Raw genomic sequence first — 14,483 nt, forward strand, 5'->3', positions numbered from 1 at the left:
CCAGCTGATGCGAGGCGTACGACCAGGCGTTCACCATGCACGGCACGATCATGCTGCTGCTGTTCGCGACGCCGGCCTTCGCCGGCTTCGCCAACGAGATCATGCCGCTGCAGATCGGCGCGCCCGATGTGGCCTTCCCGCGCCTGAACATGTTCTCGTACTGGCTGTTCCTGTTCGGCGGGGTGACCGTGGTGTGCGGCCTGGCCGTGCCCGGGGGCGGCCCGGACTACGGCTGGACCGCGTACGCCCCGCTCAACAGCTCGGTGCGCAATCCGGGCGTGGGCGCCGACATGTGGATCATGGGGCTGGCGCTGGCGGGGTTCGGCACGATCCTCGGCGCGGTGAACTTCCTGACGACCATCCTCACGCTGCGTGCCCCCGGGATGACGATGTTCCGGATGCCGATCTTCACCTGGAACATCCTCTTCACCTCGATCATGGTCCTGATGGCCTTCCCGGTGCTGGCGGCGGCGCTGCTGTGCCTGGAGGCGGACCGGCGGTTCGGGGCGCTGGTCTTCGACGCCCGGTTCGGCGGCACGCTGCTGTGGCAGCACCTGTTCTGGTTCTTCGGCCACCCCGAGGTGTACATCATCGCGCTGCCGTTCTTCGGCATCATCACCGAGATCATCCCGGTCTTCTCCCGCAAGCCGGTCTTCGGCTATCTGACCCTGATCGGCGCGACCATCGCCATCACCTCGCTGTCGATGATGGTGTGGGCCCACCACATGTTCGCCACCGGCGCGGTGCTGCTGCCGTTCTTCTCCCTGCTGTCCTTCCTGATCGCCGTGCCGACCGGGGTGAAGTTCTTCAACTGGATCGGCACCATGTTCGGCGGCTCGGTGTCCTTCGAGGCGCCGATGCTGTGGGCGGTCGGCTTCCTGGTCAGCTTTCTCTTCGGCGGGCTGACCGGGGTGATCCTGGCGTCGCCCCCGCTGGACTTCCACGTCACCGACACCTATTTCGTGGTGGGCCACTTCCACTACGTCGTCTTCGGGACGGTGGTCTTCGCGATGTTCGCGGGGTTCTACTTCTGGTGGCCCAAGTTCACCGGCAAGCTGCTCGACGACCGGCTCGGGCGGATCCACTTCTGGACGCTGTTCGTCGGCTTCCACGCCACCTTCCTGGTGCACCACTGGCTGGGCGCCCAGGGCATGCCGCGCCGCTACGCCGACTATCTGGCGGCCGACGGCTTCACCGCGCTCAACACCGTCTCCTCCCTCGGCTCCTTCCTGCTGGGCCTGTCCACCCTGCCGTTCCTCTACAACGTCTGGAAGACGGCCCGGCACGGCACGAGGGTCGAGGCCGACGACCCCTGGGGGTACGGCCGCTCCCTGGAGTGGGCGACCTCCTGCCCGCCGCCCCGGCACAACTTCGCCGCCCTGCCGCGCATCCGCTCCGAGTCCCCCGCCTTCGACCTGCACCATCCGGCGGTGTCCCAGGCCGAGGAGAAGGACCAGCAGCTCAAGCCCAAGGGCTCGGTCAGCCCAGGGAGCGAGCCAGGCGATCCCGGAGCGTCCTGATGTGGTCGTGCAGCTCGGGCGGCTCGCGCACCTCGAAATCCACGCCGAGCATGGCGATGTGAACCGTCATGATGTCCAGGCTCCCGGCCCCGGTGTGCAGCAGACAGCTGTGCTCGTCCACCGGCTCCAGGGTCCCGGCCGCGGGCGAGAGCCGCTCGGCGGCCTCCTCGGCGGACACCCGCAGCAGCACCGTGGCCTTCTCGGCGTACGCGCGGGTGGACACCCCCTCGCGGACATAGGCGGCCAGGTCCTCCGCGGGCGGACGGCGCGGCGCGAAGCGCGGGCCGTGCGGCGGGGTCGGGGTGATGCGGTCAGCCCGGAAGGTACGCCAGTCCTCCCGGTCCACGTCCCACGCGACCAGGTACCAGCGGCGCTGCGCGGCCACCAGCCGGTGCGGCTCGGCCGTGCGGCGGCTGACCGCGCCCTGGTGGTCGCGGTACTCGAAGCGCAGCCGGTGGCTGTCCCGGCAGGCGTTCGCCAGCTCGGTCAGCACCTCGGGATCGACGGTGGGGCCGCGGAACGCCCCCACCATGGGCACGGTGAAGGAGCTCAGCGCCCCCACCCGGCGGCGCAGCCGGTCCGGCAGCACCTGCTCCAGCTTGGCGAGGGCGCGCACCGACGTCTCCTCGATGCCCTCCACCCCACCGCCCGCCGCCTGCCGCAGCCCCACCGCGACCGCCACCGCCTCGTCGTCGTCGAGCAGCAGCGGCGGAAGCTGGGCGCCCGGGCCGAGCTGGTAGCCGCCCGCCGTCCCCGGGGCGGAGTGCACGGGATAGCCCAGCTCACGCAGCCGGTCGACGTCCCGGCGCACGGTGCGCGTGGTCACCTTCAGCCGGTCGGCCAGCTCGGCGCCGGACCATTCACGGTGGGCCTGGAGGAGCGAGAGCAGACGGAGCAGACGGGCGGAGGTCTCCAACATGGCGCCGAGTGTGCCAGCCGCCGAGGACAGCGTCTGTCCTCGGCGGCTGTCTGCGGCGCGATGTCCTCGTCACCAGCGGTACCAGTGGGTCCGGCGGCCGCCCGTCCCGGTGCGGTGGAACAGGAACCCGAGCAGCCAGACCACCAGGACCGCGAGCGCGAGCCACCACAGCGCCTTGACGGCGAATCCGACCCCGAACAGGACCACGGCGAGGAGCAGCACCAGAATGACAGGAATCATCTTTCACACCTCCACGGGTGCGAGTGCCCCCTATATCCAGGCTAATACGGGTTCGCCGTAAAGGATCTCCCCATCTTCTCCGCACTCGCTAGGCGTCCTCCACACGCACCGCCAGATCGTTGTTGGTGGTGTAGTACGGACCGGCCTTGGCGGGGCCGTGCGGCGCGGCGACCGGCTGCGCCGGATAGCTGAAGATCTCCTTCTTGTCCGGCACGTCGTCCAGGATCCGCGCCAGCCGCGCCGGGGCCGCGTCCGGGCCGGCCGGGCGCAGCCACAGGTCCCACGCCTCCTCGCCGCCCTTCCAGCCCTCCGCCAACTCCGCGAGCGGCAGTGTGAAGGAGAACTCGGTGTCGTCCTCCAGCACCGGCTTCCCCGTCCACACCCGGGACGCGTCGCGCCGGCAGCGGGCCTCCACGACCGCCCCGGCCAGCCACTCGGCCGGGCTCCCCACCCGGTACAGCCGGCCGCGCACCGCCAGCTCGCCACCCTCGGCGCGGATCTCCCCCGCCTCGGCGTGCGGGGCGCGCCGCCAGCTGCGCAGCGAGAGGTTGCCGTGCTTGGTCGGGTAGGGGATGCGGACGGACAGCGGCGAGGTGCTGGGGCCCGGCCGGCGGTCCACGAGCGAACGCAGGTCGTTCAGGCCCGGCGCGACCCGCCGCGGCTCGGCGTCGCCGTGCGCCACGTGCACGTCCCAGCGCCCCTCGGGCAGCGGCACGGTGCTGGGCAGCGCGGCCTGCGGCCTGCCGTCCTCGGCGGGAGCCAGCGGCAGCCGCACCTCGTCCTCGGCGCCGGGGTCCGCGCCCCGGCGCACCAGCACCAGCGCGTCGACCGGCCCGGCCTCGCCGGGAGCCGCCGCGGGCCCGGGGCGGACCCAGTCGGAGACCTGGAAGGTCAGCCCGCCCGCGGAGTCCGCCACGCAGTGGGCGCGCGGCGGAGCGGCGGCCGTGTCGGGTATATCCATTTCATTCACGCTGCGCGCATCCTTCCCAGCATCGTCCGGCCCACGTCCTTCGTCGCGAACGCGCCGCTCAGGAGGGCGCCGCGGGCGCGGTGCACGCTGCCGCGCACCTTGCCGCGCGCGAGGAGGTCGGTGAAGAGCGACTCGTAGCGCCCGGCCACGCGGGAGGGGTCGAAGCGGGCGGAGCGTTTCAGCGCCTCCTGGCCCATCCGCTGCCGCAGTTCGTCGTCGTTGATGAGGTCCAGGAGAGCCGCGGCGATCCCGTCCACGTCCCCGTTGGGGACCAGCCGGCCGTCCACGCCGTTGTCGATGATCTCGGCGGGCCCGTGCGGGCAGTCGGTGGCGACCACCGGGAGTCCGCAGCGCATCGCCTCGACGATGGTCATCCCGAAGGACTCCATGCTGGAGGTCACGGCCGCGATCGAGCCCTTGGCCCACTCCGGGTCCAGCGGGTTGGCGGGGCCCATGAGGTAGATGTGGTTGTACAGGCCCAGGTGGTCTATGAGGTCGCGCAGCTTGGCGTGCTGGGCGCCGCCGCCGTAGATCCGCAGCCGCCAGTCGGGGCGGACCGCGATGACCTTCTCGAAGGCCCGTATCAGCAGGTCGTAGCGTTTCACCGGGGCGAGCCTGCCGGCCGCGACGACCCACTTGCCGGTGCCGTCGGCGGGCTCCAGGCACGGCTCGGGCACGCTGTTGGGCACCGCCTCCAGCCGTACGCCCGGCAGCCGCATCTGGCCGCGGTAGGTCTCGGCGTCCGCCCGGGTGACGGTGGTGACCGCGTCGAGCCGGGGGTAGGCGCCGCGCAGCGCCCGCTTGAGCGCCTTGGAGTGGGTGCCGAGCGTCAGGTGCTCCTGGCCGACACGCACGGGCCCGCGCCGGGCCTCGCGGGCGATGTGCACGTTCAGGCCGGGGCGGGTGCCCACCACGACATCGGCGTCCAGGCGCCTGAGGTGCTCGGCTATCCGCCGGTCGGTGAGCCGGCTGTACTGCTTGTACCGGCCCTCGCTGCGCGGGAAGACCCGTGCGGGGCGGGCGTGGTCAGGGTCCGCCCCCTCGTAGGTCGGGCTCTTCTTGCGGAGGTCCACCAAGTGACTGAGCCGTACGTTCGGCCCCGGGTCGAAAACCGGCGCTTCACGATGGCGGAACACCGAGACGATCTCCACGTCGTGTTGTTCGCCCAGGGTGCGGGCGAGGTTGTACGTGGTCCGGATCGTCCCGCCGATCCCGTACGCGTTGTGAATCAGGAATGAGATATGCATCCGTCCCGGTATCCAGCCATTTCCCACCGTTTCCCCGCGGACAGCCGATCTCGTCCGCCTATCACTGGGTCAGACCGGCGAATGACCTTGATGGTTGGTCATCATCACCGTCTTGTTCTTGAACGTATGTCAAATCGGTAGCCAACATGCGGAACTTTTACGGGATTCAGCTCATCAGACCCTTGAGCGCAGTGACCCCGCCGCGCATGGTCCGTTGACTACATGGAGCCGGGAGACCGCCCGGCCGCGGACCGATACCGAGGAGCCACCCGTGCCGCGCATGCTCGACGTCAGCGACGACGTACGCGCCGAGATCGGCGACGAAGAAGCCGACCGGCTGCTGGCCGGCGAGAACGCCCCGGGCAGCTACGACTGCACCTCCTGCCGCACCCCGGGGAACACCGACCAGGAGCGCACCAGCACCGTGCTGTTCGTGGGCCAGGAGACGGCGGTGCTCGCCTTCGCGCACGCGACCTGCGTCCCCTCCCAGGTCGTCCCGGTCTCCGAGGAGCAGTTGCAGGGCGCCGTGCGGTCCATCACCGCCGAGGACCACGCGCCGCCCGTCCCCGATCCGCGGCCCGCCGCCGACACCCAGCAGGCGGTACTCGGCGTCACCAGCGGGGTCGTCCTGGTGGGCGGTGAGGCCCGGCCCGCCCTCGTGGTCGAACCGACCGAGCCGATCGCCCGCGCCGGTGCCCTCGGCGCGGGCGGCGACGACTTCCTGCCGCTGCTGACCGAGCACGGCTTTCTGCCGGTGTACGACCTCGGCCGGCCGCCGGCGCCCATCCCCGGCTGGTCCGTGCTGCTGGCCGCCGGGCAGCTGCACGCCGTGCTGATGCCGACCCCGGGCGGCGGCGCGCCCGTGGCGTGGTGGCAGGCCCACCGCCCGATGCCGGTGAGCGACGGCTGGCGGTCCGCCGTCGGCAGGTCCCGGCAGGTCCTGGTCTACGCGGCGGCGGCCGGCACGATCGGCACCCAGCCGCGCGAGGACCAGCTGCGCGCCGCCCTGGAGCGGGCCGCCGCGCGCGGCGCCCTGGTCGGCGCCGCCATGCCACTCGCGGGCACCTGATCCCATGACCGCCCCCGCGCCCCACCGCGCCGGCCTGGTCCACGCGGCACATTCCCCGCCGATCCCGCATCCGACGGGCGGCCGGGTCGTTGGCACATACGTGCACGCATACGACCCGCCCTCCCGAGCCTCTTCCGCCCCGCCCTCCCGAGCCCTGTACGACCCTCCCGCCCGGTCCCGGTACCACGCCCACATCCCGGCGATGCGCCCGGCACAGGAGACCCTCGGCGAGCACCGGCGGCCGTCCGCCACGCCGATCTACGACGCGCTGTACGCGGAGTACCGGAGGCTGTTCCGGGCCCTGCCCGGCGACCGCTCGGACGAGGAGGACCTGGGGTTCACGGCGTTCAGCGCCATCGGACAGCCCGGCCAGCCCCGCGGGCTGACCAGCGGCGGCCAGGGCCACACGGGCGGCTACCCCGGCCACGCGGCGGCCCACGGCCACCCCGGGGGTCACGGCTACCCGGGAGGTCACGGCTACCCGGGCGGCCACACCGGGGGCTGGGAGCCCGCCGGGCGGCACCACCGCGCCTATCTGCCCGCGCTGCCGCCCGGACAGCGCGACGGGCGGGGCCACGGATACTGACTCCGTGTCCCCGCCCGGGTCCCCGCCCGTGCCATCGGGCTACTTCTTGCGGCCGCGCTTCTCGCGCACGCGCACCGAGATCTGCAGCGGAGTCCCCTCGAAGCCGAACTCCTCGCGCAGCCGCCGCTCGATGAACCGGCGGTAGCCCGCCTCCAGGAAGCCGGAGGCGAACAGCACGAAGCGCGGCGGCCTGGTCCCGGCCTGGGTCCCGAAGAGGATGCGGGGCTGCTTGCCGCCGCGGACCGGGTGCGGATGGGAGGCGACGATCTCACCGAGGAAGGCGTTGAGCCGCCCGGTCGGCACCCGGGTCTCCCACCCGTCGAGCGCCGTCTCGATCGCGGGGACCAGCTTCTCCATGTGCCGGCCCGTACGCGCCGAGACATTGACCCGCGGCGCCCATTGGATCTGGCCCAGCTCGGTCTCGACCTCGCGCTCGAGGTAGTAGCGGCGCTCCTCGTCGAGCGTGTCCCACTTGTTGTACGCGACCACGATCGCCCGCCCCGCCTCGACCGCCATCGAGACGATCCGCTGGTCCTGGACGCTGATGGACTCGCTGGCGTCGATCAGGACGACCGCGACCTCGGCCTTCTCCACGGCGGCCGCGGTGCGCAGCGAGGCGTAGTAGTCCGCGCCCTCCTGGAGGTGCACCCGGCGGCGGATACCGGCCGTGTCCACGAACTTCCAGGTCTTCCCGCCGAGTTCGATCATCTCGTCGACCGGGTCGCGGGTGGTGCCCGCCATCTCGTTGACGACCACCCGCTCCTCGCCCGCCACCTTGTTGAGCAGGGACGACTTGCCCACGTTCGGGCGGCCGATGAGCGCGATACGGCGCGGGCCGCCGACGGTGGTCCCGAAGGTCTGGGCCGGGGCCTCGGGCAGCGCCTCCAGCACGGCGTCCAGCATGTCGCCGGTGCCGCGGCCGTGCAGCGCGGAGACCGGGTACGGCTCGCCGAGGCCCAGCGACCACAGCATGGCCGCGTCGGCCTCGGCGCTGGGGCCGTCGACCTTGTTGGCGCACAGCACCACGGGCTTCCCGGCCCGGCGCAGCAGCTTGACCACGGCCTCGTCGGTGTCGGTGGCGCCGACCGTGGCGTCCACCACGAACACCACCGCGTCGGCGGCCTCGATGGCGAACTCGGCCTGCGCGGCCACGGACGCGTCGATGCCGAGCACGTCCTGCTCCCAGCCGCCGGTGTCGACCACCTTGAAGCGGCGGCCGGACCACTCGGCCTCATAGGTCACCCGGTCGCGGGTGACGCCGGGGCGGTCCTCGACGACCGCCTCCCGGCGGCCGATGATCCGGTTCACCAGAGTCGACTTGCCGACATTCGGGCGGCCCACGACGGCGAGGACGGGGAGCGGGCCGTGCCCCGCCGCGGCCAGGTCGCCCTCGACCTGCTCCAGGTCGAAGCCCTCTTGCGCGGCGAGCTCCATGAACTCCGCGTACTCGGCGTCGCCAAGCTCACCGTGCTGGTCGCCGCCGGTGTGGATCTGGTCGTTCATGAAGTCATTCCTCGTCGTCCGTCGCCGCTGCTCGCGGCTGCCGAGGGCCCGTACGGCCCTCGGGTGTCACGTCTATGGGTGGCCGTGGCGGCCGGTGAGCCGCCTGGCGTCCGCCAGATGCGCCCCCAGCCGCTTCTGGATGCGCACGGTCGCCTCGTCCAGGGCCGCGCGGGTCCGCCGGCCGCTGCCGTCGCCCGCCTCGAAGGGGTCGCCGAAGACCACGTCGATCCGGCTGCGCAGCGGCGGCAGCCCCGGCACCAGCCGGCCGCGCCGCCGCTTCTTTTCGGCTGCGCCTGCCTCCGGGGCGCCATAGCCCCTGTCGACGGTCGACCACGCGGCGGTAGCCGCATATTGATCGGAGCCTCGGCCACTCGTACCTCGCGGCCTCCGCGCGCTCTCCCTTTCGACAGGGTCGCGCCCCTTCGGCGCGGCGGCGGTGCCCAGCACCGCGACGGGCACGATCGGGGCGCCCGACCGTACGGCGAAGTAGGCGAGCCCGGCGCGCAGCGAGGCGAAGTCGCCCTCGCCGCGGGTGCCCTCGGGGAAGATCCCCAGCACCCCGCCGCGCTCCAGCACGCCCAGGGCGTCCGTGATCGCCGCCCGGTCGGCGCTCGCCCGGTCCACCTTCAACTGCCCGATCCCGCGCAGGAACGGGTCCAGCGGACCGACGAACGCCTCCTTCTTGACCAGGAAGTGCACCGGCCGCGGCGAGGTGCCGATCAGCATCGGGCCGTCGAGGTTGTGGGAGTGGTTCCCGGCGAGGATGACGGGCCCGGAGGCCGGAATCCGCCAGGCGCCCAGCACCCGCGGCCGCCACAGCCCGTACATCAGGCCGATGCCGATCCGGCGGCCGACCGCGGCGCCGCCCGCGCTGGGCAGCGCGTCGGGGGCCTTGGTGGTCGCGCCGGCCTTGGTGGTCTCGTTGGTGCTCAAGGTCACGCGGACCGCTTCTCCTCGACGAGGGTGACCACGCACTCGATGACCTGCTCCAGGGTCAGCTCGGTGGTGTCCACCTCGATCGCGTCGTCCGCCTTGGCGAGCGGCGAGGTCTTGCGACCCGAGTCGGCGGCGTCCCGCTTGGCCAGCGCGGCCTGCGTGGCGGCCAGGTCCGCGGCGTCCTTGCCCCTCAGCTCCCCGCTGCGGCGGGCCGCCCGCGCCTCGGCCGAGGCGGTCAGGAAGATCTTGACGTCGGCGTCCGGCAGCACGGTGGTGCCGATGTCCCGGCCCTCCACGACGATGCCGCGCGGCGCCTCGGTCGCGATGGTCCGCTGCAGCTCGGTGATCCGCGCCCGCACCTCGGGGACCGCGCTGACCGCGCTGACCTTGGAGGTGACCTCCTGGGTGCGGATCGGGCCGGAGACGTCCACGCCGTCCACGGTGATGGTGGGGTTCGCCGGGTCGGTGCCGGAGACGATGCCGGGCTTGCCCGCGGCGTCGGCCACGGCCGTGGCGTCCTCGACGTCGATGCCGTTGTTCACCATCCACCAGGTGATCGCCCGGTACTGCGCGCCGGTGTCGAGGTAGCCGAGGCCGAGCTTGGCCGCGACGGCCTTGGAGGTGCTGGACTTGCCCGTGCCTGCGGGGCCGTCGATCGCGACAATCACTGCTGCCGGGGCGGTCCGGGCGGCGGTTTCCACGGTGACAGACACCTTTCTGGTACACGGGCTATTTTCGCGGGCCCCCCTTCGAGAGCCTCGCACAAGGTTACTGCCGGATCGACCAACCTTTTTCTCTGAGGGCGGCCGTCAGGCCGGGCGCGGCCTGGGGTTCGACGAAGAGCTGGATCAGGCCGGACTGCTGACCGGTCGCGTGCTCGATCCGCACGTCCTCGATGTTGACCCCGGCACGGCCGGCGTCGGCGAAGATGCGGGCCAGCTCGCCGGGCTGGTCGCCGATGAGCACCGCCACCGTCTCGTACGCGGCCGGGGCCGCGCCGTGCTTGCCCGGGACCCGCTCGCGGCCCGCGTTGCCGCGCCGCAGCACGTCCTCGATGCCCTGGGCGCCGTCGCCACGCTTGTCCTCGTCGGCCGACTGCAGCGCGCGCAGCGACCGCACCGTCTCGTCGAGGTCGGCGGCCACCGCGGCGAGGATGTCGGCCACCGGGCCCGGGTTGGCGGAGAGGATGTCGACCCACATGCCGGGGTCGGAGGCGGCGATCCGGGTCACATCGCGGATGCCCTGCCCGCACAGCCGCACCGCCGCCTCGTCCGCGTCCTCCAGCCGCGCCGCGACCATGCTGGAGAGCAGCTGCGGGGTGTGCGAGACCAGCGCGACGGCCCGGTCGTGGGCGTCCGCGTCCATCACCACGGGCACCGCCCGGCACAGCGCGACCAGCTCCAGCGCCAGGTTGAGCACCTCGGTGTCGGTGGCGGCGCCGGCGGCACTGGTCGGCGTGAGCACCCACGGCCGCCCCTCGAACAGGTCCGCCGTCCCGGCCAGCGGCCCCGAGCGCTCGGCGCCCGCCATGGGGTGGGTGCCGATGTAGCGGGTCAGGTCGCAGCCGAGGGCCTCCAGCTCGCGGCGCGGGCCGCCCTTGACGCTGGCGACGTCCAGGAAGCCGCGCGCGGCGCCGCGCGCGATCGCCTCGGCGACGGTCCGGGCCACATGGGCGGGCGGCACGGCCACCACCGCCAGGTCGACCGGCCCCTCCGGCTCCTGTACCGACCCGGCGCCGAGGGCCGCCGCCGTACGGGCCCGGTCCGGGTCGTGGTCGCTGAGGTGCACCCGCACCCCGCGGCCCGCCAGGGCGAGCGCCACGGAGGTGCCGATCAGGCCGGTGCCGATGACGAGGGCGGTTCTCACTGGGCGATGTCCTTACGGAGGGCCGCGGCGGCGCCGAGGTAGACGTGGGCGACGTCGGACTTGGCCAGGTCGGTCTCGACGTGCGCCAGGATGCGCACCACCCTCGGCATGGCCCCGGCGATGTCGAGCTCCTGCGCGCAGATCAGCGGCACGTCGGTGATGCCGAGCTTGCGGGCCGCGACGGCGGGGAAGTCGCTGTGCAGGTCGGGGGTGGCCGTGAACCAGACGCTGATCAGGTCGTCCGGGGTCAGGCTGTTGCGCTCCAGGATGGCGGTGAGCAGCGCGGAGACCTGCTCGTGCATGTGGCGCGGCTCGTCCCGCTCCAGCTGGACGGCCCCGCGGACCGCTCGTACCGCCACGTCCCTCTCCCTCCGGCTTCGTCCAGGGCCGGGGGCCCGGCCCCCGTCGTCCCCCGTCAGCCTATCGAGGGCGGGCGGCCGGACCGCGGCCGCGACCACCCTGCGGACAACCGCCGTCCTCCGCCGTCATCCGTCCCGAGCCTCACCGAGCCGTCCCGAGCCTTACCGAGCCGTCCTGAGCGTCCCGACCCGCCGTCGTCCGTCGCGGTCAGAGATCGACCTCGCGCATCAGCATGCCGACCTCCGTGTTGGTCAGCCGCCGCAGCCAGCCGGACTTCTGGTCGCCCAGCGCGATCGGGCCGAAGGCCGTGCGCACCAGCTTGTCGACCGGGAAGCCGGCCTCGGCGAGCATGCGCCGCACGATGTGCTTGCGGCCCTCGTGCAGGCTCACCTCGACCAGGTAGTTCTTGCCGGTGTTCTGCACGACCCGGAAGTGGTCGGCGCGGGCGTAGCCGTCCTCGAGCGGGATGCCGTCCTTGAGCCGCTTGCCGAGGTCGCGCGGGAGGGGGCCCTGGATCGCGGCGAGGTAGGTCTTGGTGACGCCGTAGCGGGGGTGGGTGAGGCGGTGGGCCAGCTCGCCGTGGTTGGTGAGCAGGATGATGCCCTCGGTCTCGGTGTCGAGGCGGCCGACGTGGAAGAGCCGGGTCTCGCGGTTGGTGACGTAGTCGCCCAGGCACTGGCGGCCGTCCGGGTCCTCCATGGTGGAGACGACGCCCGCCGGCTTGTTCAGCGCGAAGAAGAGGTACGACTGGGTGGCGACGGTCAGCCCGTCCACCTTGATCTCGTCCTTCTCCGGGTCGACGCGCAGCCCCTGCTCCGTGACGATCCTGCCGTTGACCTCGACGCGGGCCTGGTCGATGAGCTCCTCGCAGGCGCGGCGCGAGCCCAGGCCGGCGCGGGCGAGGACCTTCTGCAGCCGCTCGCCCTCCTGCTCGGCCCCGGGGAACGTCTTGGGCAGCTTGACCCGCGGCTTGTCGTGCCGGGCGCGGTTGCGCTCCTCGATCTGGGCCTCGTACTCGCGCGGGCGGGCCGGTGCGGCGGGCTTGCGGCCGCCGCCGCCCTTGGCGCCGGACTTCGGCCCGCCGCTCCCCTGGCCACCCCTCTTCGGGCCGCCGGGCTGGCCGCCGCCCACGTCGTAGCGGCGCTCCTCGGGGCGGGGACGGCCCGCGCGCTTCTGCTTGTCGTCGCGCCCGTTGCCCGCGCCCCGGTAGTTCTGCCGACCGCCGGTGCCCCTGCTGTTCCTGCCGCTGCTTCGCATCAAGTTTCCGTCTGAGAGTGGCCGTTGTCGCGGCCGTTGTCGTCGCTGTCGTCGTTGCTGTCGGTGCCTGCGTTGCCGTCGTCGTCCGGGTCCGGTGCGTCCGGGTCGAAGGACGGCAGCCCTTCCTGGGACTCGCCCTCGACCGCGTCCGCCTCCGGGAGGAACGGGGCGAGCTCGGGAAGCTCGTCCAGGTCGCGCAGGCCCATCCGTTCCAGGAAGTAATTCGTCGTCCTGTACAGGATCGCACCTGTCTCGGGTTCCGTTCCCGCCTCCTCCACCAGACCGCGCTGCAGGAGGGTCCGCATCACGCCGTCGCAGTTCACGCCGCGTACGGCCGAGACACGGGAACGGCTGACCGGCTGACGGTACGCGACCACGGCGAGGGTTTCCAAAGCGGCCTGGGTGAGCCGGGCCTGCTGGCCGTCCAGGACGAAGCGCTCGACGGCCGCGGCGTAGGCGGGGCTGGTGTAGAAGCGCCAGCCGCCCGCGACCAGCCGCAGCTCGAAACCGCGGCCCTGCGCTTCGTACTCGTCCGCCAGCTCGCGCAGCGCGCTCCGGACGGCCCGGCGCGGCCGGTCCAGGATCTTGGCCAGGTGATCCTCGGTGGCCGGCTCGTCGACGACCATGAGGACCGCCTCCAGGGCGGGCTTGAGGTCCAGCTCGGCGAGGTCCGCGGTCCCGGCCGGGGCCTCGGCGGTGCGGGATGGCTGCTGCTCGCTCACGTCTCTGCCTCCTCCTTCTCCTCCGTGTGGGGCCGCGGCTTCCGTTCCCGCCCGTCCTGCTGCTCTTCCTGGTCGAACTCGTCGGTGACCCGGGGCTGCCGGTCCTCCGCGCCCGTCCAGCGCACCATGAGGGAACCCAGCGCCTCCTCCTGGTCCAGCCGCACCGCGCGCTCCCGGTAGAGCTCCAGCAGGGCCAGGAACCGCGCGACGACGGTCAGCACGTCGGGGGCGTCCTCGGTCAGCGTGGTGAAGCTCGCCTCCCCCAGCTCGCGCAGCCGCGCCACCACGACCTCCGCCTGCTCGCGCACGCTGACCAGCGGGGCGTGGATGTGGTCGACGTACACCTGCGGCTTCGGCTTGGGCTGCATCGCCTTCACGGCCAGCTTCGCGAACCCCTCCGCGCCGATGCTGATGACGACCTCGGGCAGGAGGTCCGCGTGGTGCGGCTCCAGGCCCACCGTACGGGGGTAGCGGCGGGACTCGGCGATCAGCCGGTCATTGAGGATGTCGGCGACGCGTTTGAACGCGCGGTACTGCAGAAGCCGCGCGAAGAGCAGGTCGCGGGCCTCCAGCAGGGCCAGGTCGGCCTCGTCCTCGACCTCGGCGGCGGGCAGCAGCCGCGCGGCCTTGAGATCGAGCAGGGTCGCGGCGACGACCAGGAACTCGGTGGTCTGGTCGAGGTCCCAGTCCGGCCCCATGGCCCGGATGTGCGCCATGAACTCGTCGGTGACCTTGGAGAGGGCGACCTCGGTGACGTCGAGCTTGTGCTTGGAGATCAGCTGAAGCAGCAGGTCGAAGGGGCCCTCGAAGTTCGCCAGCCGGACGGTGAACGTGCCCTGGCCCTCCGGGGTCTCTCCGCCCCCTTCCCCCTTGGACTCCGGCCCGGCGTCCGGGGCCGGCGCGGGAGCGGGCTCCGGCCCGGTGTCCCTCGGCTCCACGGCCGGGGCCGGCGCGGGAGCGGGCTCGGGCTCGGGCTCGGCGCGGTCGGCCACCTCGTGGGCCACCTCGCGGTCGGCCGCCGCGTGGGCCGCCTCGTGGTCGGCCGTCTCGCGGTCGGCCGCCTCGTGGGCCACCTCGCGGTCGGCCGTCTCGTGGTCGGGGGGCGTGGGGCCCGGGGGCCGTTCGCCCGGCGTGCCCGTCGCGCGCGGCCCCGTGCCGGGGCCCCGGCCGAGGGTGCGGCGGGGTGGGCGAGGGGGCTGGGCGGGGGTGGGGTTCGTGGGCATCGCGGTCCAGGGAGCGGGGGTCGGGCGGCGCGGCAGCCCGGTTGAGCGGGCAGGCTATCGCCCGA

14 protein-coding genes and 1 pseudogene are annotated in these 14,483 nt (G+C 73.0%); 3 read left to right on the top strand and 12 right to left on the bottom strand.

All coding sequences use genetic code 11. The features are described from left to right. Positions 1-11: 11 nt before the first annotated feature. Positions 12-1,520, top strand: a pseudogene (gene ctaD / locus BBH68_RS00775) (aa3-type cytochrome oxidase subunit I); the annotation flags it as partial. Here the strand turns inward: ctaD and BBH68_RS00780 are convergent. From BBH68_RS00780 to BBH68_RS00795, 4 genes are all read right to left on the bottom strand, one after another. After that, positions 1,480-2,439, bottom strand: a complete 960-nt coding sequence (locus BBH68_RS00780) for a helix-turn-helix transcriptional regulator (protein ID WP_065958149.1) — start codon at positions 2,437-2,439, stop codon at positions 1,480-1,482. The pseudogene ctaD and the gene BBH68_RS00780 overlap by 41 nt on opposite strands. Positions 2,440-2,508: 69 nt before the next feature. Beyond that, positions 2,509-2,679 (bottom strand): hydrophobic protein, encoded by a 171-nt coding sequence (locus BBH68_RS00785; RefSeq protein ID WP_065958151.1) that lies wholly within the window; start codon positions 2,677-2,679, stop codon positions 2,509-2,511. A gap of 88 nt (positions 2,680-2,767) precedes the next feature. After that, positions 2,768-3,640 (bottom strand): hypothetical protein, encoded by an 873-nt coding sequence (locus tag BBH68_RS00790; RefSeq protein WP_065958154.1) that lies wholly within the window; start codon positions 3,638-3,640, stop codon positions 2,768-2,770. 5 nt (positions 3,641-3,645) lie between these two features. Then, positions 3,646-4,896, bottom strand: a complete 1,251-nt coding sequence (locus tag BBH68_RS00795) for a glycosyltransferase family 4 protein (protein WP_065958156.1) — start codon at positions 4,894-4,896, stop codon at positions 3,646-3,648. Between the two features lie 271 nt (positions 4,897-5,167). Here BBH68_RS00795 and BBH68_RS00800 point away from each other — a divergent pair, with 271 nt between their 5' ends. After that, entirely contained in the window at positions 5,168-5,965 is a 798-nt protein-coding gene (locus BBH68_RS00800) for a hypothetical protein (RefSeq protein ID WP_065958159.1), read from the top strand. Positions 5,966-6,167: 202 nt separating this feature from the next. Continuing rightward, positions 6,168-6,551 (top strand): hypothetical protein, encoded by a 384-nt coding sequence (locus tag BBH68_RS00805; RefSeq protein WP_065958160.1) that lies wholly within the window; start codon positions 6,168-6,170, stop codon positions 6,549-6,551. Positions 6,552-6,590: 39 nt separating this feature from the next. Here BBH68_RS00805 and der read toward each other — a convergent pair whose 3' ends face one another. The 8 genes from der to BBH68_RS00845 all read right to left on the bottom strand — a co-directional run bounded on the left by der (position 6,591) and on the right by BBH68_RS00845 (position 14,418). Further along, positions 6,591-8,054: a ribosome biogenesis GTPase Der gene (der, locus tag BBH68_RS00810; protein WP_065958161.1), complete on the bottom strand. Its 1,464-nt coding sequence runs from the start codon at positions 8,052-8,054 to the stop codon at positions 6,591-6,593. Positions 8,055-8,126: 72 nt separating this feature from the next. Continuing rightward, entirely contained in the window at positions 8,127-8,993 is an 867-nt protein-coding gene (locus tag BBH68_RS38875; protein WP_425428748.1) for a lysophospholipid acyltransferase family protein, read from the bottom strand. Continuing rightward, positions 8,990-9,691: a (d)CMP kinase gene (cmk, locus tag BBH68_RS00820; protein WP_076971081.1), complete on the bottom strand. Its 702-nt coding sequence runs from the start codon at positions 9,689-9,691 to the stop codon at positions 8,990-8,992. The genes BBH68_RS38875 and cmk overlap by 4 nt, the downstream gene beginning before the upstream one ends. A 67-nt stretch (positions 9,692-9,758) precedes the next feature. Next, positions 9,759-10,856 carry a prephenate dehydrogenase gene (locus tag BBH68_RS00825; RefSeq protein ID WP_065958164.1) on the bottom strand — a complete coding sequence of 366 codons (1,098 nt, stop codon included), beginning with the start codon at positions 10,854-10,856 and terminating at the stop codon, positions 9,759-9,761. Then, entirely contained in the window at positions 10,853-11,215 is a 363-nt protein-coding gene (gene aroH / locus BBH68_RS00830) for a chorismate mutase (RefSeq protein ID WP_065958165.1), read from the bottom strand. The genes BBH68_RS00825 and aroH overlap by 4 nt, the downstream gene beginning before the upstream one ends. A gap of 208 nt (positions 11,216-11,423) precedes the next feature. Then, entirely contained in the window at positions 11,424-12,473 is a 1,050-nt protein-coding gene (locus BBH68_RS00835) for a pseudouridine synthase (protein ID WP_065958168.1), read from the bottom strand. Further along, complete coding sequence (gene scpB / locus BBH68_RS00840; protein WP_065958170.1) at positions 12,473-13,195, bottom strand: SMC-Scp complex subunit ScpB; 723 nt, start codon at positions 13,193-13,195, stop codon at positions 12,473-12,475. Before scpB ends, BBH68_RS00835 begins: the two co-directional genes overlap by 1 nt. Continuing rightward, positions 13,192-14,418, bottom strand: a complete 1,227-nt coding sequence (locus tag BBH68_RS00845) for a segregation and condensation protein A (protein WP_065958173.1) — start codon at positions 14,416-14,418, stop codon at positions 13,192-13,194. Before BBH68_RS00845 ends, scpB begins: the two co-directional genes overlap by 4 nt. Between the last annotated feature and the right edge of the window lie 65 nt (positions 14,419-14,483).

The organism is Streptomyces sparsogenes (assembly GCF_001704635.1).
GTDB lineage: Bacteria > Actinomycetota > Actinomycetes > Streptomycetales > Streptomycetaceae > Streptomyces > Streptomyces sparsogenes.